This window comes from Sulfurimonas sp., assembly GCF_014859695.1.
In the GTDB taxonomy this organism is placed as follows: Bacteria; Campylobacterota; Campylobacteria; order Campylobacterales; family Sulfurimonadaceae; genus Sulfurimonas.
Map to the genome: position 1 here is coordinate 1 of NZ_JACUTS010000028.1, position 25,312 is coordinate 25,312.

22 protein-coding genes are annotated in these 25,312 nt (G+C 40.2%); 19 read left to right on the forward strand and 3 right to left on the reverse strand.

Translation table 11 applies throughout. From position 1 onward, the window contains the following. Nucleotides 1-362 precede the first annotated feature (362 nt). From IBX42_RS06635 to IBX42_RS06695, 13 genes are all read left to right on the forward strand, one after another. Nucleotides 363-713 (forward strand): c-type cytochrome, encoded by a 351-nt coding sequence (locus IBX42_RS06635; RefSeq protein ID WP_294930664.1) that lies wholly within the window; start codon nucleotides 363-365, stop codon nucleotides 711-713. A 35-nt stretch (nucleotides 714-748) separates the two neighbouring features. Next, entirely contained in the window at nucleotides 749-1,939 is a 1,191-nt protein-coding gene (locus IBX42_RS06640) for a cytochrome c3 family protein (RefSeq protein WP_294930666.1), read from the forward strand. A gap of 6 nt (nucleotides 1,940-1,945) precedes the next feature. Then, on the forward strand, nucleotides 1,946-2,968 hold the full coding sequence (locus IBX42_RS06645; protein ID WP_294930668.1) for a cytochrome c3 family protein: 1,023 nt from the start codon (nucleotides 1,946-1,948) through the stop codon (nucleotides 2,966-2,968). 190 nt (nucleotides 2,969-3,158) lie between these two features. Beyond that, entirely contained in the window at nucleotides 3,159-3,902 is a 744-nt protein-coding gene (locus IBX42_RS06650) for a cytochrome c3 family protein (protein ID WP_294930672.1), read from the forward strand. Between the two features lie 95 nt (nucleotides 3,903-3,997). Further along, entirely contained in the window at nucleotides 3,998-5,098 is a 1,101-nt protein-coding gene (locus tag IBX42_RS06655; protein WP_294930675.1) for a 6-bladed beta-propeller, read from the forward strand. Between the two features lie 13 nt (nucleotides 5,099-5,111). Next, a complete protein-coding gene (locus IBX42_RS06660) occupies nucleotides 5,112-6,044 on the forward strand; it encodes a peptidylprolyl isomerase (protein ID WP_294930678.1) in 933 nt (310 codons plus the stop codon). A 7-nt stretch (nucleotides 6,045-6,051) separates the two neighbouring features. Continuing rightward, nucleotides 6,052-7,830: a hypothetical protein gene (locus IBX42_RS06665; protein WP_294930681.1), complete on the forward strand. Its 1,779-nt coding sequence runs from the start codon at nucleotides 6,052-6,054 to the stop codon at nucleotides 7,828-7,830. Nucleotides 7,831-7,842: 12 nt separating this feature from the next. Next, entirely contained in the window at nucleotides 7,843-8,856 is a 1,014-nt protein-coding gene (locus IBX42_RS06670; protein WP_294930684.1) for a 6-bladed beta-propeller, read from the forward strand. Beyond that, entirely contained in the window at nucleotides 8,853-10,922 is a 2,070-nt protein-coding gene (locus IBX42_RS06675) for a cytochrome c3 family protein (protein WP_294930686.1), read from the forward strand. The genes IBX42_RS06670 and IBX42_RS06675 overlap by 4 nt, the downstream gene beginning before the upstream one ends. A gap of 10 nt (nucleotides 10,923-10,932) precedes the next feature. After that, nucleotides 10,933-11,484: a hypothetical protein gene (locus tag IBX42_RS06680; protein ID WP_294930689.1), complete on the forward strand. Its 552-nt coding sequence runs from the start codon at nucleotides 10,933-10,935 to the stop codon at nucleotides 11,482-11,484. A gap of 96 nt (nucleotides 11,485-11,580) precedes the next feature. Next, nucleotides 11,581-14,751: a cytochrome c biogenesis protein CcsA gene (gene ccsA, locus IBX42_RS06685; RefSeq protein ID WP_294930692.1), complete on the forward strand. Its 3,171-nt coding sequence runs from the start codon at nucleotides 11,581-11,583 to the stop codon at nucleotides 14,749-14,751. Nucleotides 14,752-14,772: 21 nt separating this feature from the next. Beyond that, on the forward strand, nucleotides 14,773-17,142 hold the full coding sequence (locus IBX42_RS06690) for a fused MFS/spermidine synthase (RefSeq protein WP_294930695.1): 2,370 nt from the start codon (nucleotides 14,773-14,775) through the stop codon (nucleotides 17,140-17,142). A gap of 19 nt (nucleotides 17,143-17,161) precedes the next feature. Beyond that, nucleotides 17,162-17,758 (forward strand): DUF4136 domain-containing protein, encoded by a 597-nt coding sequence (locus IBX42_RS06695; protein ID WP_294930698.1) that lies wholly within the window; start codon nucleotides 17,162-17,164, stop codon nucleotides 17,756-17,758. A 37-nt stretch (nucleotides 17,759-17,795) separates the two neighbouring features. Here the strand turns inward: IBX42_RS06695 and IBX42_RS06700 are convergent, their stop codons facing one another. Genes IBX42_RS06700 through IBX42_RS06710 form a run of 3 tightly spaced genes read right to left on the reverse strand, consistent with a single transcriptional unit; the run spans nucleotide 17,796 to nucleotide 20,151 of the window. Then, nucleotides 17,796-18,656, reverse strand: a complete 861-nt coding sequence (locus IBX42_RS06700; protein ID WP_294930701.1) for a hypothetical protein — start codon at nucleotides 18,654-18,656, stop codon at nucleotides 17,796-17,798. Continuing rightward, nucleotides 18,631-19,404, reverse strand: a complete 774-nt coding sequence (locus tag IBX42_RS06705; RefSeq protein WP_294930704.1) for a c-type cytochrome — start codon at nucleotides 19,402-19,404, stop codon at nucleotides 18,631-18,633. The genes IBX42_RS06700 and IBX42_RS06705 overlap by 26 nt, the downstream gene beginning before the upstream one ends. Nucleotides 19,405-19,407: 3 nt before the next feature. After that, nucleotides 19,408-20,151: a tetratricopeptide repeat protein gene (locus IBX42_RS06710; RefSeq protein ID WP_294930706.1), complete on the reverse strand. Its 744-nt coding sequence runs from the start codon at nucleotides 20,149-20,151 to the stop codon at nucleotides 19,408-19,410. Nucleotides 20,152-20,425: 274 nt separating this feature from the next. On the opposite strand from IBX42_RS06710, the gene IBX42_RS06715 reads away from it, so the two are divergent. The 6 genes from IBX42_RS06715 to IBX42_RS06740 all read left to right on the forward strand — a co-directional run. After that, the gene (locus tag IBX42_RS06715; protein WP_294930709.1) at nucleotides 20,426-21,073 is read left to right on the forward strand and encodes a NapC/NirT family cytochrome c; all 648 of its coding nucleotides are present in this window, start codon (nucleotides 20,426-20,428) and stop codon (nucleotides 21,071-21,073) included. Nucleotides 21,074-21,082: 9 nt separating this feature from the next. After that, complete coding sequence (locus tag IBX42_RS06720) at nucleotides 21,083-21,601, forward strand: cytochrome c3 family protein (RefSeq protein WP_294930712.1); 519 nt, start codon at nucleotides 21,083-21,085, stop codon at nucleotides 21,599-21,601. Between the two features lie 11 nt (nucleotides 21,602-21,612). Next, on the forward strand, nucleotides 21,613-23,133 hold the full coding sequence (locus IBX42_RS06725) for a cytochrome c3 family protein (protein ID WP_294930714.1): 1,521 nt from the start codon (nucleotides 21,613-21,615) through the stop codon (nucleotides 23,131-23,133). Then, complete coding sequence (locus IBX42_RS06730; protein ID WP_294930717.1) at nucleotides 23,130-24,065, forward strand: cytochrome c3 family protein; 936 nt, start codon at nucleotides 23,130-23,132, stop codon at nucleotides 24,063-24,065. The genes IBX42_RS06725 and IBX42_RS06730 overlap by 4 nt, the downstream gene beginning before the upstream one ends. Beyond that, complete coding sequence (locus tag IBX42_RS06735; protein WP_294930720.1) at nucleotides 24,062-25,045, forward strand: cytochrome c3 family protein; 984 nt, start codon at nucleotides 24,062-24,064, stop codon at nucleotides 25,043-25,045. The genes IBX42_RS06730 and IBX42_RS06735 overlap by 4 nt, the downstream gene beginning before the upstream one ends. Before the next feature lie 74 nt (nucleotides 25,046-25,119). Next, a partial coding sequence (locus IBX42_RS06740) for an alanine--tRNA ligase-related protein (RefSeq protein ID WP_294930088.1) occupies nucleotides 25,120-25,312 on the forward strand: 193 nt, incomplete at its 3' end.

Genomic DNA, 25,312 nt, shown 5'->3' on the forward strand with positions numbered 1-25,312 from the left:
TGGGACGAGAAGGTCCGCGCTTTGCTATTGAAGAGATGAGTGAGATAAAAAGCGTTGTTATTTGCTAAAACCATAAGCTTTTAGATGTTACGAAACTGCTAAAAAAGAAACATTATTTTTTTGTAATATAAAATTCAAAATATGTTAAAAAAGCACTTTTTGTCTATGTGTTAAATATAGTAAAAAGTGCTGTCTATCCCCATTAATAGGCTTTTTTGGCATATATTATTTAGGCACAATCACCTTTCTTTTTGTATAAAAAAGAGACAAAAAGAGGAAAAATAAATATGATCAATTCATATTAAAATTAGAAAAAGTTATGATATAATCGCTCAAAGTTAACTCAAAACAAGGTGTTTTAGATGAAAAAGGCAATGGCAGGATTCTCGGTTTTAGCGCTCTTTTTGTGCAATTCATGGGCGCAGGATATCAGTGCTCAAAAGGGCAAAGAGATATTTGAGGCAAAAGGGTGTGCGGTATGTCACAAGGCAGATATGGACACCATCGGGCCCTCACTCGCAACAATCGCCAGAGGCTATTTGGGCAAAGAGATTGAGCTTGTTTCATATCTTAGAGGGCAGGCTCCTGCTATTATTGATCCTGCTCGCGCACCCGTTATGGATCCACAGCTTGTAAAGATTAGATCACTTTTTGATCCGGACATGCAAGCTCTTGCAACATATATAGTTTCTGCAAACGATAGACCGTTTTAAGTCGGGGTTAGTTAAAAAAAGGGGAAAGGGAGAAGATGAATATTGAGCGTTTTTATATATCAAAAATTGTAGTTGCTATGCTGTTTATCTGCGTAAATATTTTTGCGCAGGAAGCTGGTTTAAGTGAGGCTGAGAAGTTTTACGGCACGGAGTTAAAGTCGCCGAAAAAAGTACAACATCCTCCATTTGAGTGGGGAGATTGTACCGTTTGTCATACAGATGCAAAAGGAGAGGAGGCTCTTATAATGGAGCCACCTGAGCTGTGTGCAATGTGTCACGAAGCAAAAGATACCAAAAAATTTATTCACGGTCCTGTTGCAGCAGGTGCTTGTACGACATGTCACAATCCTCATGAGTCCGATAATGCAAAGCTTTTGGTTGCATCAAGTATAAATGAGCTGTGTGTATCGTGCCATCAAGACAAAGACGCTTTTTTGCGTGATACTCCAAACATTCACCCGCCGGTAAAAGACCAGTGTACCAACTGTCATGATCCGCATACTGAAGATCATCTCTACCAGCTAAAGGCTGATGGAAAGAAGGATCTGTGTGTTATGTGTCACGTTGACAAAGAGATTTGGACAAGTACCGTAACCGACAAGCATGGTGCCCTTGATAGACCTAGAAAATGTTTAGAGTGTCACGACCCTCACGGTTCGACTAACCCTAAATTTTTGATAAAAGATACTTCAAAAGAGTTGTGTCTATCATGCCATAGTGAGTCTCTTACAAGAGATGAAAACGGAGATAAACTTCTAAACATAGGAAAGCACTTAGAGAACAATCCTGATTGGCACGGTCCTATACTCTGGGGAGATTGCGCGGCATGTCACAATCCGCACGGTTCAAACAACCTGAGTATGCTTAACAAGCCGTTTCCTAGAACGTTCTATGAGAAGTTTGAAGAAGATAATTACATCTGTTTTCAGTGTCATGAAAAAGAGAAGATTATGGATGAGAATACTACAACGGCTACAAACTTTAGAAACGGTTCTAGTAATATGCACTTTGTTCACGTCAACAAAGAAAAAGGACGCTCATGTCGTGCATGTCACGATTTCCACGGTACAAAAGAGTACCCGCACCACCTAAGAGCAAAGACGAAGTTTGGCAAGATTAATTTCCCTATTCGTTTTATTGAGACCGAAAACGGCGGTTCATGTGCACCTGCATGTCACGCTCGTCGTCACTACGATAAAGTAACGCCAAAAGTCAACCTGAAGTAGGATGATTTGAAACTTCTACTCCTCCCGCTTCTTCTGTTTGCCGCACTCTGCGGCAATGCTGAGGAGAGTTTATCTTCCATAGAAATGCCTCAAGATAAAACACGCTATGTGGGAGAGAGCAGCACTTTTGTTATAAACGCTACGCTTGATGAAGCAGATACTATAGTAATAGAACAAGATAATAATGTAACCAATATTTTAGAAGTAAAGCCCAAAAAAGATACATACTGCAAAACAATTGAGCTGAGTCCAGGAGAAAACAGGATTATGGTAACTCTTTACAAAGACTCAAAAGAGGTTAAAAAAGAGAGCAGAGATCTCTACTTTTTATCTGAACTATTTGAGGGACTTGATGAGTATACGGTCGAAGAGTATGATTTAAGATTTTTTCATAAGGATGAGCAAGAGAACAAGTGCACCTCTTGCCATAACATGACATCAAATATACCGGCAAACAATGAGGCGCTCGAAGATGTGACAAAGACAACATGTTATGATTGCCACAAGGGTATGATAAGTACAAGAAACACACACGCGCCGGCTGCCAACTGGTTATGTACAAGTTGCCACAACGGCAATTTCGGTGAGTATAATATGCATGACAAAGGCGCTTCAAAGTACCTAGCACCGGATCCTATTGCAAAAACGTGCGGAGAGTGTCATGACACTGTCGATGATTGGGGCAGAAACAGGTTCGGGCATGGACCAGTAAATGACGGAAGATGTGAGAGATGCCATAATCCTCACGGCTCGGATAACGAGTTTTTTCTTAGAAAATCAATCTGGGATCTTTGCACGACATGTCATGCGGAAAAAGCAAGCGGAAAACATGTTATACCTCAAATAGGGTTTGGTGCGCCTACCGGTGACGGTGGACATCCTACAAAGGGCAGAGATGATCCCGTTCGCCCTGGGCGTGAGCTAGTTTGCAGCGGCTGTCACAATCCGCACGGTTCTGCAGGTATATTTTTGCTTCGCATGAAAGGGACAATGCCCTTTAGCGTCTGCCAAAGATGCCATAAGAAGTAAATAAACGGTTAGCACCATCACAAAGATATCACAACTTTACACTTTCTTTACAATTAGGTTACAAAAAGTAACTTAAGCTGAATCAATCGCTATTTTGATTGTCTTTTAATTCTACTTTATTAATATATCGTTATACTTGTAACAGAAGATAGTATTACAAAAAATTATATACTATTTCGGGAGGGACAAAATGATTAGTAATAAAATAAAGCTAATGATAGCGGCTTCGATGCTTAGTTTTTCATCTGTTTTTGCAGGTTCGATTAGTGGTAGTCCACATGATTTGTCGACGAATGCACTTCTTGACAGTGCTGCTGCAGATAACGGGGAGATATGTGTATATTGTCATACGCCTCACGCGGCTAACACAGCTTTTACGGGTGCACCGTTGTGGAATAAAGCTACGCCGACCGGTACATTTACGATGTACGGTTCAACAATAGCGGGGACAGCTACAGCGGGGACACCTGCCAGTCCATCGTTGGCATGTCTAAGTTGTCATGATGGTGTAAGTGCTATAGACTCTATAGTAAACGCTCCGGGTTCGGGTATGAATACGGTTGCCGGTACGAAGAATATAATAACCGGACTTGGGACTACGTACGGTGGTAACATCGGTGGTGCTCCGGGAACTGCGACTACAGGTAATCCTGACTTGTCAAACGACCACCCGGTATCAATCGTTTATACTCCTGGCACTGCAGGTCTTAGACCGGTAGCTACAGTACTTACGACACTGGGTGACAATGCTGCATGGTTAGGTGCTAGTACGATTGAAGATTTGCTGCGTGGAGCAGGAAGAGATCAAGTTGAGTGTGGAAGCTGTCACGATCCACACAACGGGGGAAAGACACAAGGAACAGATACCGAGGTTAACTTCCTTCGTCATACAAATACAAACAGTTACCTTTGTCTGGGCTGTCACGATAAATAATACTTTCAGGCTGCGGGATTCCCGTACCTGACTCTTTTCTCATTATACTTTCTTTGTTATAATGTTTTCTTATTATATCAGAGGCGGAGTTTTATATGAAAATAATCTTTCTTTCCATTCAAATCATAACAATGTTTTTTTTTCAGGCTTGTGCTACAAAAGAGGTTGAAGTTGAGCGTACAATAATTTTTCCGCCACACCCTGAAGAGCCGAGGATTTTATATCTTACTACCTATAGGGGTGGCGCAAAAGAGGATAACTCAAACGCACTCGATGTTTTTTTAGGCGAGAAAAAAAGCGAGAAGAAGGTATCAAACATTGTTAAGCCATACGGAGTGGGTCTGCAAGATGGCAAAGTATATGTAGCAGATACGGGTTCAGATGCTGTTTTTGTGATAGATGAAGTAACAAGAGAGCTTAAGTTTATAGGAAATGGTACGGCAGGAAGACTTGCTTCTCCCGTTGGAATTGCTTTTGACAAAGATAAAAATCTGTACGTCAGTGATTCGAGAGAGAGAAAGATAAACGGTTACGACATAAACGGAAATTTGAAGTTTGTTTTAGGGGATAGACTTGATTTTGCAAGTCCCACCGGAATAGCGATAGATAAAAATTTGCACAGGCTCTATGTTGTCGATACGAAGACACATCAGTTTAAAGCTTATGATATTGCTACAAAAGAGCACCTCTACAGTGTTGGGCAAAGAGGAACCGGGGATGCTGAGTTTAACTTTCCTACAAACATTGCAGTAGACAGGAGAAACGGAAATATCGTAGTGGTAGATACGCAAAATTTCCGCGTGCAGATATTTGACAAAGAGGGCAAGTTTGTTACTAAATTTGGAAATGTTGGCAATAAGCCAGGTACTTTTGCTAGACCAAAGGGTGTTGGAATAGATACTCAGGGCAACATATATGTAGCTGATAGCGCCTTTAACAATATTCAGATTTTTGATGAATACGGCAAAAATCTGCTTATGTATTTTGGAGGCGGAGGCTACGGTCCCACGCAGTTTCGTCTGATAACAGGTGTTTATGTAGATGAGAATGACAAAATAGTAATAGCTGACGGATTTAGCGGCAGGGTGCAGACATTTCAATATGTAAGTGAGGAGTGGAAAAAGAAAAATCCTCAAAAGTATAATGAACTAAAATCTGCTCCACAAGATCAAATAGAACAAAAAACAGAAAAATAAACAGGGTTGAGTTTTGAATAAATTATTTTTAACTGCCGCTTTGGCAGTATCTCTTTTTGGGGGAAAAACATTGTTACCGGAATCTACTGTTGCAGTAGTAAACGGTATAGCAATATCGGTAGATGAGAGAGACAAAGAGGTTGGAAAGCTTCTTCCAAAGGCATATTTTCACTCTACGGTCAATGATGAGAAATTAAAAAAATTGCAAGAACAGGCTTTGGAATCACTTATAGAGAAGACTCTTCTTTACAGTTATGCTTTATCACAAAATATAAATATAACAGAGAGTGAAATAGACGAAGTAATGACAAATCTTGCAGCAGGGTACGGTTCAAAAGATGCCTTGGAAGATGCAATTAAAAGACTCGGGTTTACGAAAGCTACTTTTAGAGATGCGGTTAAAAAAGATGAAATTTTAAAAAAGCTATATAAAAAAGAGATAGAAGTAGAGATTAGCGATAGAGAGTTAAAAGAGTACTACAATAAAAATATGTATAAGTTTAAAGAGCCTGAAAAGATTAAGGTTAGGCTGATACATGTCAGAAATAACCCAGAAGATCCAGAGGGAAGAGAGAAGGCAAAGAAAAGAGTTGATGAAGCTTTTCAAGAGTTGCAAGAGGGGGCAGATTTTGCGGATGTAGCGGCAAAATACTCAACGGCGATGAGTAGAATCAAAGGCGGAGATATGGGCTACCTTCATAGAGGCAGGCTCCAAAAAGCTGTTGAAGACGTGGCATTTTCTATGGATATAAACACAACAAGTGAAATTATAGAGCAAGATATCGGATATTTTGTAGTAAAAGTAGAAGATAAACTTGTTTCGAATCAACTGCCGTTTGAGAAGGTAAAAGAGGGACTTGCAAAGGATCTCAAAGAGAAAGAAGAGAGCAGAAGAAAGAGTGAGTTACTTGAGAGGTTGACGCAAAATTCGGTGATTGTGAAGTAATAGGAAAATGCAAAAAAAAACTCTGTTTTTGTTATGTACGGTCTCCTTATTAGCCCTAAAACTGAGTGCAAACGAGTATCCTGACAGAGGTTTTTACGGTAGTCTTAACTATCTGTATATTGAAGATAACTATATAAACAGCGGAAGAGAAAGTGAAAAAGAGAATTTTTTGCAGGAGTATAAACTTGGATATGCCGGTAATATCTACAGCCCGCGTCTTCTTGACTATAGTATAGAAGGTCTTTTCAGGCTTGATAAAGAAGAGACTACGAGAGATGCCGAGACAATGAAGCAAAATAGTGACGGAAAAGATTATAAAGTAAACTTGAATTTTATAAAAGATACAAAATTCCCCTTTACCGTCTATGCCAATAAGTCGGAAAGACCGATAAATACGGTATATAGTGCTTATACAACAAACTATGCGTATGAAACACAAAGTGAGGGAGCAACAGGCTCGCTAAACTTCAACCCATATATGTTCACATACGGAGCAACAACGACAAAGACCACCGCGGAATTTAGCGACAGGCTTCAAGATTCAAAAACTACCACTTATAATAGCTCATTTAGATATAACGAAGGTGCGCACAATATGCAAGCCAACTACTCGCACTCTATATTGGAAAATGAACAAAACTACATAAATGATGAGATAATCAGTGTTAGTCAGGTTAAAGACGTGCTTAACTTGTCTCACACATGGAGAGCATCCGAAGATTTTACGCTCAACTCGAGAGCTTCCTATGAAAACGATGAGTACTATGCAAGAGAGACGATAGATGCAGGAGTAGATCTAAATTGGAAACCAAAGGATGCAAAGTATGACGCATATCTATCCGTATTTGGTACGACCATGGAATATGGTGATTCTTTAGGTGGGCAAACATATGTATTTGACTCAGTAAATATTAACCAGAGATTTAATTATAGAGTGACAGAGTCAATTACGTTATCAGAAGGAGCTATGCTCTTTTTTTATGACAGCCCGACTTCAAAAGGGAGCAACTCTTATGTTAATTTGGATGCTACACACAACTATGACACAACTATATTTTCAGATATGCCATTTAACTTAACAAGCAGAGTGGGAGTTCAAAAAAATGATTCAAATATAAAAAGCAGCTATGACGCAAACAGTACCTCCACAAAAACAAGCACAGAGAGATATGATGTTAGTCTAAACGCCAGAGCTAAGAAAAAATTCCCAAAAATTAATTCAGATTTAACACTCGACAGCGGATATTTTCACTCACTATACTCTACCGATAGAGAGGAGCAGAGATACAACTTTGGAATATACTTTTTATCTAGAATATTTAGTATATTAAACAACAATATAACTGCAAGATATACTCAAACCAATATGTCAGCTGAACCATCAGCTGACGGAGGAGATACAAAAAGCTCTTATTCACAGGCAAATATTATGGAGTCGCTAGATTTTAATTTTAGACTTGGTGTTAGAGGGCGCGTAGGGTTTCGGGTTGGAGCAGAGTACGTAAATACAAAAAGCGATACTATAAGTACAAGCAGAGTCGACCCAAGAGCAGAGATGAATTTAAACTACCGTCTGTTTAAAAACTGGAAGCTTGATGCTTCTGCAAGAATAAGCGAGATGTATAATACTCTTGAGCATTCCGGAAATGCAAATTTAACTTTTAAAGCCGGAAAAACAAGTTTTTTAATGGGATACCAGTATAATAAGAGCGAAATAGAGAGTGTATATAGGACTATAGAAAATGAGCGTTCGATTTTTAAAGTACAGTTAACGAGAACATTTTAGAAGGGGTGAGAGATGAAAAAATTTATATATGTACTGATTTTTATTGTGGGCATTGATGCTCTTTATGCCAAAGAGGCACAAAAGCTTGTGTGGCCTCCGCCTCCTGATGAAGCAAAAATAGAGTACGTTGCTTCCATAAGGGATTATAAAGATTTGGGGATTAAAAAAGGGTTTTTTTCAAAAGCTTTTGACTTTTTGTTTGGGGAAGAGGATAAGCCGCTTTACTCCCCTTTTGGAACTTATGCAGATGAAGAGAGAGTATATGTAACAGATATATCTCATAAGGCACTATATATATTTGATAAAAAAAAGAGCAAAGTTATTACAGTTGAGGGTTCTAAAAAAGAGAACTTTTTATACCCCATAGATGTAGTAACCGATAAGAGCGGAAATATCTATGTATCCGACTCCGTAAGAGCAAAAGTGTTCGTATTTGAAAAGGACGGTGATTTCAGCCACACTATTGCACCAAAAGAGCTTCAAAGACCGGTAGGGCTTGCCGTAAGTACAGATGGACAAAAACTCTACATAGTAGATGCGCTCTCCAGCCAGATACACGTAACGACTCTAAAGGGCAAATATCTTAACTCCATCGGCAAAAAAGGCAAAGGAGACGGAGAGTTTAACAGACCTACTTTTATGGATGTGGGAAGTAACGGTAATCTTTATGTCTCAGACTCTATGAACCATCGTGTTCAGATACTAGACGGAGATGGAAATTTTATAAGCAAATTTGGTCATCTAGGACAAGAGATAGGAAGTTTCGGCTCTCCAAGGGGCATAGCTCTTGATGGCCATGGAAATATCTATGTAAGCGATACTATGTTTAACAATATACAGATATTTAACCAAGAGGGCGAGCTTTTAATGCTGCTTGGGGGTTACGGAGACAAAAAAGGTCAGTTTGCTCTTCCTGAAGATATATCTATAACATCACAAAATGCTATACATGTCACAGATGTAAACAATGGACGTATCCAGGTTTTTAGACTCATTAAAACAGAACAAACAAGGAGTTCAAAATGAGATATTTAATCTTTGCACTGTTTGCTTTTTTATTAGTGGAGCTTACTCAGCTACCCGCTTCTATAGTAAACACTAAGCATAATCTATCTGTTAGCGGAGCCGGGAGCGCAAAAGCTACAAGTGAGACTGAAGTGTGCGTATTTTGCCATGTGCCGCACTTTTCACAACCCGTTGGCAAACCACTTTGGAACAGAAGTATGCCTACAACAGAATATGTGATGTACGATAGTGAATATTTAAGAAGAATGGGTTATCCATCAATAGCTGCAGACCTTGGCTCAGACAATGATACTCCGGGTGCACTCTCAAGACAATGTCTTAGTTGTCATGATGGAACTATAGCCGTTGGAGCGGTCTCAAAGTTAAGATATGATTATGATGGAGCGGTTATAGATATGGCGGGCGTTAATCCCGACGGTACAATAATAGATACGGCGACAGGGTTTATTGGCTCAGACCTCTCTCATCACCACCCTGTTGGAATTGAGTATGACTCGACCGTAAGCAAAACTTTCGGTAATGGCGGAATCCGCTCTATGGAGCTAAAAGCTACTCCCGATACTCCCATAAAGCTTTATGAATATGCGGGATACGGCGGAAAATATGTAGAGTGTTCATCTTGCCATGACCCACACAAAGATAACAACAAGTTTTTACATTTTGATAGTGGAACAAACCATGCCCAAAATTTTGTCGGTACATGCACCTCTTGCCATGAAAAAACTGATTGGGTTGGGAGCGTACATCAGTCGCCTCCCGGTACCCCTACATATACTGACGCCGATCTGATTGCCAGATACGGAACGGGTGCAGTCGGAGAGCTTGGGTGTGCTAACTGCCATGTCCCACATAACGGACAGGGAGTCGGATATTTAAACAGACAAGTGTTAGAACAGACATGTTTTCAGGGTGCTGCCGCATCAGAGTCTGAAGCTGCGTGTCACGGTGTCGGCGGAGCAAAAGATATAAAGTCTATTCTCAGCAGAGCATATACACATCCTGTTTTGGCGGAAGACAGCCTGCCGGGAACACAGCATACCAATCTTGATACACTCTATGGAACCGGAAATCCTGACCCTGATGGTTATAAGGGTATGGATTGGGCAACTAATAAACATGCGGTATGTATGGATTGTCATAATCCTCACCGTGCACGTGCGGGGACACATATAGTTGACGGTTCATGGTATGGAGCTCCGGGAACATCGACAAATCTTGTCTCAAACGTGCTACAGGGTGTTCCTGGAATTGAGCCTACATGGCCGACTGCTTGGACTCAGCCGACAACTTTTACGACAATGGAGAGTGCGGAGAAGGAGTACCAGATCTGCTTTAAATGTCACTCCTACTGGGGAGTAGGTGCTGCGGTAAACGGTATTAATACAAGCGGATATGTCTCTCCGAGCGATGGAGTTACTCCTCTAACGGATGTTGCGTGGGAGATGAACATCAATAACAAATCGGGACATCCCGTCGTTATAAACCAGCTTGCACGTACCGGAAGTTACGTTCCAAAAGAGCTAAATACTGTTCAGCTATTGACACCGTGGAAAGAGAACCCTGGGCTAAACACTATGTACTGCTCTGACTGTCACGGTGCGGATAACGAACTTGGAGGAGACCCAAAAGGTCCTCACGGTTCAAACTTGAAGTATCTTCTAAAAGGGGAAAATCAGTACTGGCCGAAGAAGCCTGACGGTGCTACACTTTATACAATCGCAGATATTGGTACTGCTGGAGACACCGGTGTTATATGCAAAAACTGTCACGACATAAGGCATCCACATGATAGATGGACAAGCTATATGTCAAGAGCAGCTATTCCTTGTGTTCAGTGTCATGTAGCTATTCCGCACGGTTCACCTGTTTCAAGATTGATAGGATATACCACATTTCCTGCACCGTATAACTATGGTGGAAATAGTTTAAAAATGACAGGATGGAAAAAAAAGGCGTATGATCCGCTTGATGTAGGTACTAGGGCAAATGCATACGCACCTGCTTGCGGTGGCGGTATGTGTCATGGTACTAGTTATGGCGGATACGACCAGAACCTAATGCCGTGAGAGAGAAGTAATGATGAGAATTTTAATACTGTTTTTTCTTTTGGCTCCATTTTGCTTTGCAACTTCCAATGTAAATGACGACAAGCGCATAAAAGATGCACTGTTAAAGTACAACTACGGAATCATCAAGATGACTAAAAGCGGCGATACAAAGCTTTTAAAAGATATGCTCTCGCAGGAGGCATATTTTAAGCTGATGGTTTGGGCAGACTCTTGGAAGTTTAGTAACCTTGCCATGGTAGCAGAGATAAATGACCTTAGATTTTCTCCGATTGCCTATAATGAAGATAATGCAACGATAAGAACTCTGGAAAATTGGACTTATGCCTATGCAAACTTGGTAGAGAGGAATTATGCGCTTGAACCTACTACTATTTTTTACAAGATGAAGTACACGCTAAAAAAACACCACGGTCATTGGATAATAGTTGCCGTTGAAAATCTTCAAGAGGAGACTTTTGTAAAACCGAACACACATGAGCCTAAAGTAGAAGAAAAAAAAGAGAAGCCTCTTGATGATACATCAGGGGGAAATTCTAAAGGTAAAATAGAGACCCATTAACCGTGGTGTTGTATCTCTGTGCTAAACTAAAATTTCGTAAGATATTACAAAGTAGTATAATACTTTGTAATATCTTTATCACCCTCAAGGAAAAATATGAGTTACATTAGTAAAGTTTGGTCGTTTTTAATTTCCATGAAATTAATGGTTGTTTTGATTCTGATATTTGGTACTGCAAGTGCCGTTGGTACGTTTATTGAGAACGATTACGGGGTCAATACCTCGTGGGCGGTTATTTATGCCAGCAGATGGTTTGAAGCAGTTCAGATACTGCTTGGAATTAGTATTTTGGGAAATATTATTCGTTTTAAGCTGTACCAAAAAAAGAAGCTGCCGGTATTTATTTTTCATGCCGGTTTTATCATTATACTCCTTGGCGCAGGAGTGACGAGATATTTTGGTTATGAGGGAGTTATGCATATTCGTGAAGGCATGACTGAACAGAGAATGATCTCATCTGATGCTTTTTTACAGATAGAGGCAAAAAAAGGGGAAAAAGAGTTTATAAAGCATAAAGTGGTTTATGTATCGGAACTTGGCGGCAGAAGCTTTAGCGAATCTTTGGATATTGATGGAAAAGAGCTTGAAGTCTCATATAAAGATTTTATAGCAAAAGCGGTAAAGACGGTAGTGGAGGATCCAAACGGAAAGCCTATTGCCGGACTTGTCATTATGGCACCGCAAGGACCTGAGAGGTACTCTATAAGCAGTGGAGAGTCTTTTGACGTAGGACCTCTTGGCGTATATTTTGACAAAAATGTGCAGGCACATAAGCCAGCACTCTACATTACGAGCTCTTCTAACGGTATAACTTTTGTATCAAATGTTGATGTGGGTTGGACAGAAATGAGTGACCAATCGCAGGGAGTTTATAAGGCGGGAGTTGAGTATCCGTTTAATGCAGGACGGCTTTACAATGTCAGAGGCGTTCAGGTTGTTGCAAAAGAGGTTTATGAGAGGGGCATGGTAAAAGTTATCAGCCAAGAGGAGTATAGAAAAACAGCAAAGCAAGATCTCAAGATGGATGAAAATGCTCTCTCTGCACTTATTGTAGATGTAGAGTACGAGGGCGAGAAACGTGAAGTCGCACTTATGGGAAAAGGCAAGCGCTACCAAGGCTTTACGGAGCTTCTAGCTTTTAAAGACATGGAGCTTACACTGGAGTGGGGAGCAAAGGTGCTTGAATTGCCCTTCGCTCTTAAGCTCAACGATTTTGTTATGGATAAATATCCAGGTTCAATGAGTCCTTCGTCATATGAGAGTTATGTAACGCTTATCGATGAAAAAAACAGTGTGAAGAGGGACTATAAAATATTTATGAATAATGTTCTTGATTATGGGGGATTTCTATTCTTCCAGTCATCTTATGACAAAGATGAAAAAGGAACTATACTCTCAGTCAATCATGACCCTGGAAAATGGCCTACTTACATAGGCTACCTAATGCTGGCTATAGGAATGGTTCTGAATGTTTTAAATCCGCATAGTTATTTTGGAAAGTTGGCACGTATGAAGTACGAGTATAAGGCTTCGGCTTGGGCTGCTGCTCTGTTTTTTGCGCTCTCTATTTTTAGCGGCACACCTCTAGCAGCATCATCAGATGATGCGGATAGTATTAAAAAGATAGAGAAATCTCACGCTGAGCACTTTGGAACTCTGCTTGTTCAGAGCCATGATGGAAGGATAAAGCCGCTTGATACTTTGACTATGGAGTATCTAAATAAGATAACGGGCAAAAACACTCTCTTTGGGCAAAGTCATAACCAGATAATACTCGGTATGGCAACAAACCCAGAAGCGTGGAAGCTAGTCGATATGATAAAAGTGGCTCACCCTAAGCTAAGAAGCATTCTTGGTCTGCAAGAGTCCCAAAACGCTTTTGCCTACGAAAGAGCGTTTGACAAATTTGGTCAGTATATACTTGGCGCTCACGCAGAAGAGGCGCTTAGAAAACTCCCAGCAGAGAGAGGCACGTTTGAAAAAGAGCTTATCAAGCTTGATGAGAGGGTAAATGTTGCCTATATGGTATATTCAGGCCGTTTTATGAAAGTATTTCCTCTAAAGGGAGATGCGAGTAAAAAATGGTACTACCCGCAAGAGGCACTCGAAACCTTCCCTCCCGAAGCTGCTCAAGAGGTTTTAAATCTTCTTAGAAACAACTCTACGGGGCTATCAAACGGTCTGCAAAATGGTGATTGGAGCGGTGCCGATAAAGCCATAGATGACATAAAAGAGTATCAGCGCAAAATTAATCCTGATCTAATAGCAAACAACACTGTTGTAAAGGCGGAGCTGCTCTACAACAAGCTTAAACTGTTTGAGCGTCTATACCCTATTTATCTTTTCTCGGGACTTATTTTGCTTGTGCTTATATTTGTTCGTTTGGCAAAACCAAACTTAAACCTGACAACTACCATGCGTGTTATTCTTGTTCTGTTTGTGGTGGCTTTTGTGGTTCATACGTTTGCTCTAGGGCTTAGATGGTATGTGGCTGGACATGCTCCTTGGAGCAACGGATATGAGGCTATGCTCTATATCTCTTGGAGTATTATCTTGGCGGGTATTTTGTTTGCAAGATCTTCTGAGCTTGCCGTAGCGACAACCGGTATTTTTGCGGGAATTACACTTTTTGTAGCGCATCTAAGTTGGCTTGATCCACAGATAACAACAATGGTACCGGTTCTAAAGTCAAACTGGCTGACGGTACATGTCTCTGTTATAACCGCAAGTTATGGCTTTTTGGGGCTTAGCACGCTTCTTGGATTTATATCGCTTATATTTTATATAATGCTTGGCAACGAGAAGAAGCGTGAGCAGATTAGCGTTAATATAATGGAGTCGGCACGCATAAGCCAGATGTCTATGATAGTGGGACTCTCTCTCTTAACTATTGGAAATTTCATAGGCGGCGTCTGGGCAAACGAATCGTGGGGACGCTACTGGGGATGGGACCCAAAAGAGACATGGACAATAGTAACTATAGCGGTTTATGTCTTTGCGACACACATGCGCTTTGTGCCTATGCTAAAGTCTAACTTTTTATATAATGTGGTATCGGTTATCGCGTACTCTTCGGTCATTATGACCTATTTTGGCGTTAACTACTACCTCTCGGGTATGCACTCATACGCAGCAGGTGATCCGGTTCCGATTCCGGAGTGGATATACTACGTTATTGCCGTTATTGCACTTGTAGTTGTTGCGGCATCGTTTAACCGCGACAAGTTGGTTAAGGTAAAGCCCATTAAAGAGAATGAGAAAAAATAACTATGACAAACAGGCATATACTTGAAACAATTTAGACAACTCTCTATAGAAGATTCAAGTAAAGCCTCCTTGTCGATGGTTGATTGGACTCTCTCAATTTTTCTACTTCTCTCAGGAGCCTCTGCTCTTATATATCAGGTACTTTGGGTCCGCCTTCTAACCCTTAGTATCGGTTCTACATCTGTATCAATCAGTATAGTTTTATCGGTATTTTTCCTCGGTCTTGGAGTGGGCAGTTATTTTGCTGCTTCACTAATAAAAAAATTTAAAAATCCGCTAAAGGTATATATTGTAGTTGAAGCGGGAATTGCATTAAGTGCAATCTTGATATTGCCTCTTCTCTTGAATCTTGATTATTTTATATCGCTGCTCCCTATTGTTGAAGCAGGAGTTTGGATAAAATTTTTCGTTGTAACTGCAATACTGTTTATTCCTACATTTTTAATAGGAACTACATTTCCGCTTATAGTGGCTGTAGCTGTTCACAATAAAAAAGAGGTAGGTCAAAAACTTGCTCATTTTTATGCATTTAATAGTCTTGGAGCAGTTGCAGGGGCAATATCTTCAGGTTTTTACCTTATTCCAAATTTTGCTTTAGACGGTACTTTATATGTAGCTGTAATGCTTAATATCTCTATTGCTGTAGCCGGAGTGGCTCTATTGGGGCATTTTAATAGTTCTTTTAAAGTGCAGCAAAGATTGTTTAGTAATACTGCAAAAACAAACAAAAATGCGCTATTTGTTCTATTTATAACAGGTTTTACTGCATTGGCTACTGAAGTAGGCTGGATGAAATTTCTTATAGTATATACCGGAAATACTATTTATGGATTTTCCATGATTTTGGCCATGTTTATTGCAGGTATAACAATAGGCTCATTTATTGCAAAATTAAAAATTATTTCAAAAATAGAGACCGAGAAGCTTCTTTTTTTTGGGTTAATCTTACTTGCTTTAGCGCTTCTTGGTGCCAGAGCCGGATTGGGAGCTTTTCCAGAGATATATGAGCAGTTAAACACTTTAGAAGTTGGTGCGTTTGCTTACAGATGGAGCAAATATTTTGTTATGTTCTTGATCTTATTGCCGGCAACCGCCATGTTTGGTCTGCTTTTCCCCTTGGCGCTTCAATACTACTCCCCAAATATCGATACCCTTCATGCTAATGTCGGTAAAGCATACTCTGTAAATATTATTGCCGGAATTATGGGTTCAATAGTTGCAGGTTTTTGGATTATCCCATATTTTTCAACTGATGTTTTACTGAGCGCCGCTGCATTTATTGTTCTGCTTTCATCGTTTATTTTTATAAAAAGCAACGCTGTTAAAAATGCCTTTTTATATTTTGTAGGATTTTTTTCTGTCGCCTTTGCTATGAACTTTTTTTTACCTCATTTGGATTATAGAAAAATGGTTGAGATAGTAATCAGTCGTGATTCAAAAGCTTATTCGCAAAAGAGTACAATTCACTACATAAAAGAGGGAGAAAGTGGCGTTATAGGGCTATTAAGCAATGATGATAATCCTTGCATTGTAAAAATTTTCAATAATGGGTTAAACGAATCTTGGATAGATGTTTGCAACAGTGAGAATATGCTTTTAAGCGAGTTTTTATTGGGGAAAATACCGCTAATGTTAAATCCTGACGCCAAAAAGGCTTTTGTTGTTGGTTATGGCGGAGGCACAACACTTATGGGTTTGAGCATGAGTGAATTGGAGAGTATTAACGTAGTTGAGATAGAACCTGCAGTATTGGATGCAGTTCGAACACTTTATAACAACAGGCTGCCGACAGACAATGATAAAAGAGTAAATATTACTATTAATGATGCACGTTACAGCCTTTTAATATCAAAAGGAACTTATGATATTATAGTCTCACAACCGTCTCATCCATGGCTTAGGGGTTCTTCAAATATAATGAATAGAGATTTTTTTGAAATAGTAAAATCTAAGCTTTCACAAAATGGTATAAATGGGCAGTGGGTGCCTCTATTTATGATTGATATTGCCACCTTAAAGAGTATAATAAAAGCATATACGGATACATTTACTTATGTAGTCAGTTTTGTAAACGTTAATACAAGAGATTTTTTAATGTTTGGCTCAAACATGCCGATAAATATAAACCGAGAATTTGTACTAAAAGAGATAAATCATTCAGAGGCAAGGGCTGTTTTTACGTATCATAACATAGATGAGCCAGAAGATTTAATGGGTTATTTTGCTCTATCAAAAGAGCAGTTGGTTGAGATTTCCGCAAATTCTGAGCCTGCAACAGATTTGAATCTGTTATCAGAAATATATAAATCAAGGTATGGAGCTATTGATGGCAATAGTTTTAATACTCTTGGATTTATCAATGATTATTTAAATAGTCAAGTTGTTAAATAAATTTAAAAGGAGTATTGATATGAAAAAATGGTTTATTGCGATGGCAGCAGCTATGTTTATGAGTGGGTGTTCTACTTTAGAGGTTCAAGTAGATTATGACGATGAGCATGATTTCTCTGCTTTGTCATCATTTGCGGTTGTCTATAAAAACCAAAATGACGGAAGAGATTTCAGCAGAGACAGAATAAGCAGACTCTTAACTGCCTATATGAAGAACAAAGGCTATGAAAACGTAGAGAAAAGCGCTGCAGATTTCTATGTCATAATGCATCTTGATGTTCAGCAGAAGTCTCAAGTAGAGACAAACTATGAAACCATAGGCATTAGACCTGTTCCATATATGTATCTTGGAGCTATCAGACCAATAGGCACATACCCAGGAACTTATGTCTCCGGTGCAATGGTTATGGAGCCTGATGTCAGGGTTACAACAACTACAAATGAGTATGAAGAGGGCAGGTTAATCCTAGAGGTTTTTAATGTCAAAGAAAATAGAGTCGTTTGGCAGGGAATAGCAAGAGATGAGCTCTCAAAAGATTATACGCAGCAAGAGAAGAGTGAGTATTTAAGCAAAGTTATATCTGAGCTTTTTAAAGATTTTCCGCTAAAGAAATAGTGAGGTTTGACATCTTTTAAAAAAGATGTCAAATATGTTATAAAGAGGTAAACTTAGCCTCTTCAATAAGAACCGGAAAGTTATATCCGTATCCTAAATCGACATCGGTTTTTATAGTTCCCGTTGCCGTAACAGTGTCTCCTACTTGCACTGTTGAGTTAGCAGCCGTAGCGATAATATCATCCATTCCCGAAGCTCCTGAGCCATCCTGGAGATGTATCCAATCTTTACCCATAATATTTTTAGATACTTTTACCACTTTTGCATTGAGTTTTATGTTTTTGTCTTTAAGTGTATCTTTTTTTGCATAGAGCTCTTCTATAGTGTAACCGTCTGCATTTTTAGCGACAGGTACGACAGCTGGAGCATCTTGCTGCATCTGCATAGATGCTGCTTCCTCTTTGGAGTGGTCACAGTTTGCATGGGCATCATCAAGAGTTAGTGTTTGTTCATGTGCAGTTGATGCAGATCCATCAGCCGGCACAATAGCGCTTACAAAAACAAGCTGCTCAAAGTGTTTATTAAGAGATTTGCTTGTGAAATCACTCATTACCATCTGCTCTAAAAATGAGATTTTAGTTCCTGCAGCGATGTTTGTTTGAGGTCCTGCTATCCAGTATACATTTCCATCCTCATTAACTTTGGCATATGTATAACCGCCTCCGTTTATAGTTTCAAGAACGTTTGCCACATGTTTAGTATTTAGCTGGACATCACCTTCTGATGGTGCCGCTGCTTCTGTTTGTTGTGCATTTGCACCGTAAATTGTTCCGCTTGCAGGAGTTGTTGCGCTTTGGCTCTGCTGAGTCGCACTGCTTTGCTCTTGCTCTTTTGGCTTGTCGCTGCATCCGTACATTAAGAGTGCGGCAACACTAATTGCTACTGATATTTTGTTCATTTTGTTCCTTTAATATTTTTCTATGCTCTTCATATCTCTTTTTTGCTGCTTCAAATGTTTCATTTGGGTCTTTGCTTGTTCTAAAGTACTCTTCCATAAAGTTATTGTAATCTATCTCCTCCTGAGTTATTTTTTTTGCTCTCTCTTCGGCTTTTTTTTGCTCTTGTGTCTTAACAGGAGGAAGTGCTTCAATTAAGATGGCAATAGCATTCATCTGATCATCACTCAGCTTTGTAGCCTGACCTTTCATCATGGCACCTTGACCGTAAGTACTTCTTGTACCTGCTTTATACTCTTTTAAATCTTTAACGACTTCAACAGCGCTCATTCCAGCGATGGGTCTGCTGACACCGAGCGATTTTTTCTCGCCTTTTTGACCGTGGCATATTGCACATTTTGCAAAGATCTCTTCTGTCGTCATATCTTTTGTAAGTTTAGGTTTTGTCGCAACTTCAACTATTGGAGGAAGAGATGCGATATACTCCGAGAGCTCTTTTATATCTGCACTCGAGAGTTTTTTGGCTTGCCCATGCATCATGCTTCCGAGTCCGTATGTGTCTCTCGTCCCTGCTTTATACTCTTTTAGTATCGTCGTTACATCTTTTGCGTTCATGCCCGCAATACTTTTAGTCAGGTTTTGAGAGTGTCTCTCTCCTTTTTTACCATGACATGTGCCGCATCTATCAAATAGCTGCGTTGCAGAGGCAACAGCAACAATCGAGATTAGAATAAGTACTGTTTTTTTCATAGTTTACTCCTGAGGCAGTGTTACGGTATGAGGCTCTGCTTCCCACTGTTCGCGGTCTAAAATCTCTTTGGCTTCATAGTGACCATTAAGATATGCCTCTTTTAGAAGAGATTCAGCCTCCTCTTTGTCCATCTCTACGCCATCTCCTTCAAGATACATCTTGCCAAGTATATACTGCGCATCTCCACAGCTCTGCATCGCAGACTTGCTTAGGTACTCTTTTGCTTTTTCAAGATCTTTTTTGACGCCTGTTCCATGTTTGTACATCAGACCCACTTTGCTTTGTGCCAACGGATAACCCGCATCTGCAACCTGCTTGTAAAGAGGAAATGCTTTTGCATAATTTTTCTGCGTGCCTTCGCCTTTATAGTAGAGATCTGCTAGATGAAGAGCTGATTTTTGGTCTCCGCTCTTTGCGGCTTTAGTAAAAAGGGAGATAGCCTCCTCGTCGTTCTGAGTTACTCCATCACCCTTATGGTACATAACGGCAAGGTTATACATAGCTTTTATGTGACCCTGATCTGCAGCTTTGTGGTACATTTTCGCCGCCATAGCATGATCTTTTTTTGTAACGATTCCCTGATAATACATTCCGCCAAGTGCAAATTGACTATTTGCATCACCCTTGTCGGCTTTTACTTTTACAGACATAAAAGCTTTTTTGTTCATGTCGAATTTTTCTGCAGCCATCGCCCAACTTACGGTCAGCGAAAAGCTTAAAATAATAGTAAAGAGTACTTTTTTCATTCTTATCCCTTTGTATAATTGCTTCACAATTTGGGTTATTATATCAGCTGTTATCAAATTTATTTCTTAAATAAGTGCCTATAATTTTCTCAGTGTGCATAATAATTATTTATTATTAAAAGAGAGATTGTTATATAAAAACATTATATTTATTATTAGAATTTCAGAGGAAAACATCACAAATAAATCACATTCAAACAAAATTTATTCTTTTGATAATTATTTAGTTTAAATTAATCAAAAAAGTTTAATAATTGCAGGAAGGATATATAAAATGGAAGAAGAAAAAGTGATAATTAAAGATATGAAAGAGACAAAGAGAAGATACTCTTTTGGTCTGATGGCAATAGTAGGTATAGTAGTAGCAGGGGTGCTTATAGGGATGGGGACATCTTTTTTTACGGTTGTTGCTGTTAAGCATACATCTGACGTAAATTTTTGCGGCTCATGCCACTCGATGAAACCGATGGCTGAGGCGTATAGAAACAGTGTCCACGGAGGTTATGGGGAGAGTGGTATAATGGCGACTTGCGCTGATTGCCATCTCCCTCATAAATCGACGGCTGGTTATTTGGTGCAGAAGGTAAGAACAGGGCTTTGGGATGTCTGGGTAGAGACTACTCACGATACCTCAAAGATAGATTGGCATGAGAAGCGTGAGGAGAGACGCAACTGGGTCTACGATTCTGCTTGTCTTCATTGTCATGAGAACCTGTTGCTTGGTACAAGACCCAACAAGAAAGCATTTACTGCGCATAAAGCATACTTCGCCAAAAAACTTGTTGTAAGCGGAGATGATGGAAAGAAAGAGAGCGCCAAGTGTGTGGACTGCCACAAACATGTAGGGCATTACCAGCTGGAAAAACATCTTCCTCCAAGACCTAGCGAGGTTATGGATGAAGAAGAGAACGTAGAGCATTAGGGGATGATGATGGAAAAAAAATATATTAAAATCTCTATAATAGTCGGTATCGTTGCTTTGGTTGCAATACTCTTCGTTGTTTTGGGCGTTGCTGAAAAACTGGGGCGTTTGGGCACAGTATCAAAAAACATTGCAATCTCTCTTGCAAATGCTCCTCATGGAGATCCTCGCTCACTGGAGCTTATGGACAAAGAGTATATAGAGGCAAATACGGGCTCTACTAGCGAAATAGATGAAAAAGAGCTGCCAAAGGCTTTGAAACCGTTTAAAAAGTACGGACATCCGCCCTTTAACATGGGAGCTTGCGGAGTTTGTCATGCGCCAAAACGCTCTAAGCCTGCAGCCATTATTACCAGAAGCGTCTCTGAACTCTGCTTTAAGTGTCACGAACCTGAGTCCAAGATTGATGAGAGAATGGAAGCGCTTGATTGTAACAAGTGCCACAATCCGCACCATGCAGACAGAGAGAAGCTCCTTCGTGATAAGGTGAGTGAGCAGAAGTGCCCGGTCGGCGAGTTTATAGAGTAAAAGGCGCTAATTTGAAAAAAAATATCTCGAAGTTATTGGGTGCATTGGTTCTACTCTCTATTTTTGCATATCTTTTTCAGACATACAGCGTCGGCGAGAAGTTTGGTCGTCTTGTCGTTGTTGTTGGCAATATAGCAGAAGCGATGAAAAATGCGAAACATGCTTACGAAGATGTAGATATAGTTATAAGTGATGATGAACTCAAAGAGATAAATATCTCAAAAATATCAAAAGAGATAAAAAGCTCTATAGATAAGAAAAAGGAGTTGGCTGCCTCTAAAACGCCTATGGCACCGGCTCAGATAAAAGCAGATGAGATAAGGGATGAGGAGAAGCCGCAGCATAACAAAACTCACCCAAGAGAGGCAAAGATTGTTAAGTTAGAGGATCTTCCAGATAAGTTTAAGCCTCTAAAGCAGTATCTGCATCAGCCATTTAAGATGGGAGCTTGCCAGATTTGTCACGATACAAGCAGCAAAAAGCCGGGGGCGCTTGTCCAAAAAGAGATTGCCGATGTCTGCTATGAGTGCCATAAAACCCGCTATACAAAAGAGTTTGACCATCTGCCCGTAAAGGACGGAAGATGTACCGACTGTCATGATCCGCATCAGTCAAACATCAGGATGCTCCTAAAGGCAGAGTCGACAAACGATCTCTGTATGAAGTGTCACGACAAAAAGAGTACGTTTAAAGCAAAAGCAAAAAAACTCTTTGTCGATATGAACTTGGAGACAAAGCACAAACCGATAGTTGAGAAAAGCTGTCTGGAGTGTCACGATGCCCATACGGCTGATCATAAATCGCTCCTCTATATGGATGCCAAAATGGATCTCTGCCTTGACTGCCATGATGAGGTAGGCGAGAAAACGGCGCACTCCAACTTCAAGCATGGCGGTGTAAACACAAGCAAAAAGAGATGTCTTGAGTGCCATAACCCGCATGCGACAAAGGAGAAGAAACTCCTAAACAAAGAGCCTGTTGCCCTATGTTTGAGCTGTCATGACAAAGAGGTTAAGTCTGATGAGGACGGCGGAATGCTGATGAATATGAAAAAACATCTGGATGAGAACCCGAACTGGCACAAACCTATAAAAGATGTCAAAAAAGAGGGCGGGTGTTCAGCCTGCCACGACCCGCACGGTTCAGACAACTTTAGCATACTGAGAAAGTCCTTTACAAAGAATTTTTATGCCAATCTGGAGAATAAAGATTTCTTCTGTTTTGAGTGTCACAGCGAGAAAAAGATAACCAAGCAGTTCATAGCATCTGATGAGCACAATATTACGGCATTTAGGGATGGAGAGGTCAATCTGCACCATCTGCACGTAAATGACAGAAAAGGGCGCTCATGCAGAGCTTGTCACGACGAGCACGCCTCTAAATACTCGCATCTTATTCGCGACTATACGGACTTTAACGGGATCAAGTTCCCGCTCAGATTTATTGAGACCCCAGAGGGAGGTTCCTGTGCACCTGCTTGTCATAAAGAGTTCGCTTATGACCGTGTGAATCCAAAAGGTATCGGAAAGTGAGACCTCTTAATCTCTTTGCAAAAGCCGTATTGACTCTCTCTATATTTTTTATGAGCGCTTTTGCAGAGGGCTCTTTTGTGCAGATAATCACTCCAAAAGAGAACACTCTTCAAACCGAACTGACACTAAATGTCGTTTTGGGCATTGATAAGAAGCACATTGATGCTGTAGAAGTGGGCGTATTCCCCGATATGAAGAGTCTAGATTTAAGCAGGTCTGAGAATACGGCGTGTGTAAATATCTCTCTTGGTCTTGGCGAAAACAGGGTTCTTGTACGCGCATATAAAGAGAGTGCCTTAGTGAGTGAAGAGAGCAGAAGTGTTTATGTCTCCTCACAACTCTATCATCAGTTTAGATATCCGCCAAAAGATTATAAAAAAAGCTATTTTCATAATGATGAGAATGAGAAGTTATGTTCGAAATGCCACGATATGAGCGTAAATGAGGTTGAGAATATTGCATTTGTGGATGTTACTAAATCAAACTGTTATGGATGTCACAAAAACATAAACAGGGAGAAGTATGCGCATGCTCCTTCGGCAAACTGGTTATGCACAAGCTGTCATAAACAGAGCAGAAAGGGTGCATCAAAATATTTGACTAAAGAGCCTATGGATGCCGCATGTTTTGAGTGTCATAAAGAGAATCAAGAGCTTTGGAGCAGCGCGAAATATCGCCATGAGCCTTTAGATGCGGGACACTGTGACAAGTGCCACAATCCGCACTCAGCTCCCTACAATATGTTTATCCGCAAAGATGTAAATGAGATATGCCTTGGATGCCATAAAGATAAGCACATTAAAGCAAGAGAGAGTAAAAATTCAGCATGTGCGGGCACAAGCTATGGAGACTTATGTATAGAGTGCCATACACCTCACGCCTCAAATCGCCCGTTTTTTCTAAAAAAGAGATTTGATGAGGTGAAAAAATGAGAACTTTTGCAACCCTTTTTCTGCTGCTCTTTTTGAGTGAGGCAGAGGCATTTACCATCGTAAACCCATATGATAAAGAGATAAAAGAGGAGAGTCTTGCTTCAGTGGTTGTTGAAGCCGATTTTGCCGCAGTTGACTCTCTTGTTATATCAAATGACGCAAACGAGACAGTTACCCTTGAAGTCAATCCAAAACGTTCGCACTACTGCAAAAGCGTCAATTTGCATCTCGGAGAGAACAGCCTCAAGGTCGTCGGGTATAAAGAGGGCAAAGTGGTAAAAGAGGAGACAAAAGAGCTTTTTTTAACATCACAGGTCGACAAGGAGTATAGATACCCGCCCAAAGATTATAACAAAAGCTATTTTCATAACGATGAGAATGAGAAGATTTGCTCAAAATGCCACGACATGAGCGTTAACGAGGTTGAGGGCGTAGCATTTGAGGATATTACAAAATCCAACTGTTACGAGTGTCATAAAAAGATAAACAGAGATGAGCATTCGCATGCACCCTCAATCAACTGGCTCTGCACCTCCTGCCACAACGGTAATGTCGGCGCGTTTAATCAAACAGACAATGCCAAGACAAAATATAGTGTTCCAGACCCCATAGAAGAGATTTGTCTCTCTTGCCATAAAAAGCACAAAGAGGAGTGGAGTAAAAAGAGGTTTCATCATGAACCCGCAGAGTCGGGAAGATGCAACAGATGCCACAATTCACACTCATCACCAAGTGAGTTCTATTTGAGAAAACCGGCTTGGGAACTTTGTACAGGATGTCATAAAGAGAAGATTGAGGGTGTGCATATTGTTAAAACATTTGGAAGAAAGGCACATCCGACGCATAATGTAAAAGACCCTTCTAGGGAGGGAAAGGATTTGAGCTGTGTAAGTTGCCACAATCCGCATGTCTCAAATGCCCCCTCTCTTTTGCAGAGCGAGAGTGCAATGGGGCTCTGTTCAAGGTGCCATAAAAAGTAAAAGAGTCTCTCTTTAAAGAGTTAAAGTGCTATTTTTAGATATAATCGCCCAATTTTATAGCAAGAGATACGTTTATGGATATTAGAGAAGAATTTTTAAGATTTTTTGAATCAAAAAATCATGATAGAGTAGCGAGTTCACCGCTTGTTCCAGATGATGCAACACTGCTTTTTAACAATGCAGGAATGGTTCCTTTTAAGTCTATTTTTACAGGCGAAGTGCCTGCTCCGCAAAATCCGCGTGCAGTTTCATGCCAAACATGTATCC

Coding starts and splice junctions, on each gene's coding strand:
- IBX42_RS06635 (WP_294930664.1), top strand. CDS start 363: ATGAAAAAGGCAATGGCAGGATTCTCGGTTTTAGCGCTCTTTTTGTGC.
- IBX42_RS06640 (WP_294930666.1), top strand. CDS start 749: ATGAATATTGAGCGTTTTTATATATCAAAAATTGTAGTTGCTATGCTG.
- IBX42_RS06650 (WP_294930672.1), top strand. CDS start 3,159: ATGATTAGTAATAAAATAAAGCTAATGATAGCGGCTTCGATGCTTAGT.
- IBX42_RS06655 (WP_294930675.1), top strand. CDS start 3,998: ATGAAAATAATCTTTCTTTCCATTCAAATCATAACAATGTTTTTTTTT.
- IBX42_RS06665 (WP_294930681.1), top strand. CDS start 6,052: ATGCAAAAAAAAACTCTGTTTTTGTTATGTACGGTCTCCTTATTAGCC.
- IBX42_RS06670 (WP_294930684.1), top strand. CDS start 7,843: ATGAAAAAATTTATATATGTACTGATTTTTATTGTGGGCATTGATGCT.
- IBX42_RS06675 (WP_294930686.1), top strand. CDS start 8,853: ATGAGATATTTAATCTTTGCACTGTTTGCTTTTTTATTAGTGGAGCTT.
- IBX42_RS06680 (WP_294930689.1), top strand. CDS start 10,933: ATGATGAGAATTTTAATACTGTTTTTTCTTTTGGCTCCATTTTGCTTT.
- ccsA (WP_294930692.1), top strand. CDS start 11,581: ATGAGTTACATTAGTAAAGTTTGGTCGTTTTTAATTTCCATGAAATTA.
- IBX42_RS06695 (WP_294930698.1), top strand. CDS start 17,162: ATGAAAAAATGGTTTATTGCGATGGCAGCAGCTATGTTTATGAGTGGG.
- IBX42_RS06700 (WP_294930701.1), bottom strand. CDS start 18,656: ATGAACAAAATATCAGTAGCAATTAGTGTTGCCGCACTCTTAATGTAC.
- IBX42_RS06705 (WP_294930704.1), bottom strand. CDS start 19,404: ATGAAAAAAACAGTACTTATTCTAATCTCGATTGTTGCTGTTGCCTCT.
- IBX42_RS06710 (WP_294930706.1), bottom strand. CDS start 20,151: ATGAAAAAAGTACTCTTTACTATTATTTTAAGCTTTTCGCTGACCGTA.
- IBX42_RS06715 (WP_294930709.1), top strand. CDS start 20,426: ATGGAAGAAGAAAAAGTGATAATTAAAGATATGAAAGAGACAAAGAGA.
- IBX42_RS06720 (WP_294930712.1), top strand. CDS start 21,083: ATGGAAAAAAAATATATTAAAATCTCTATAATAGTCGGTATCGTTGCT.
- IBX42_RS06735 (WP_294930720.1), top strand. CDS start 24,062: ATGAGAACTTTTGCAACCCTTTTTCTGCTGCTCTTTTTGAGTGAGGCA.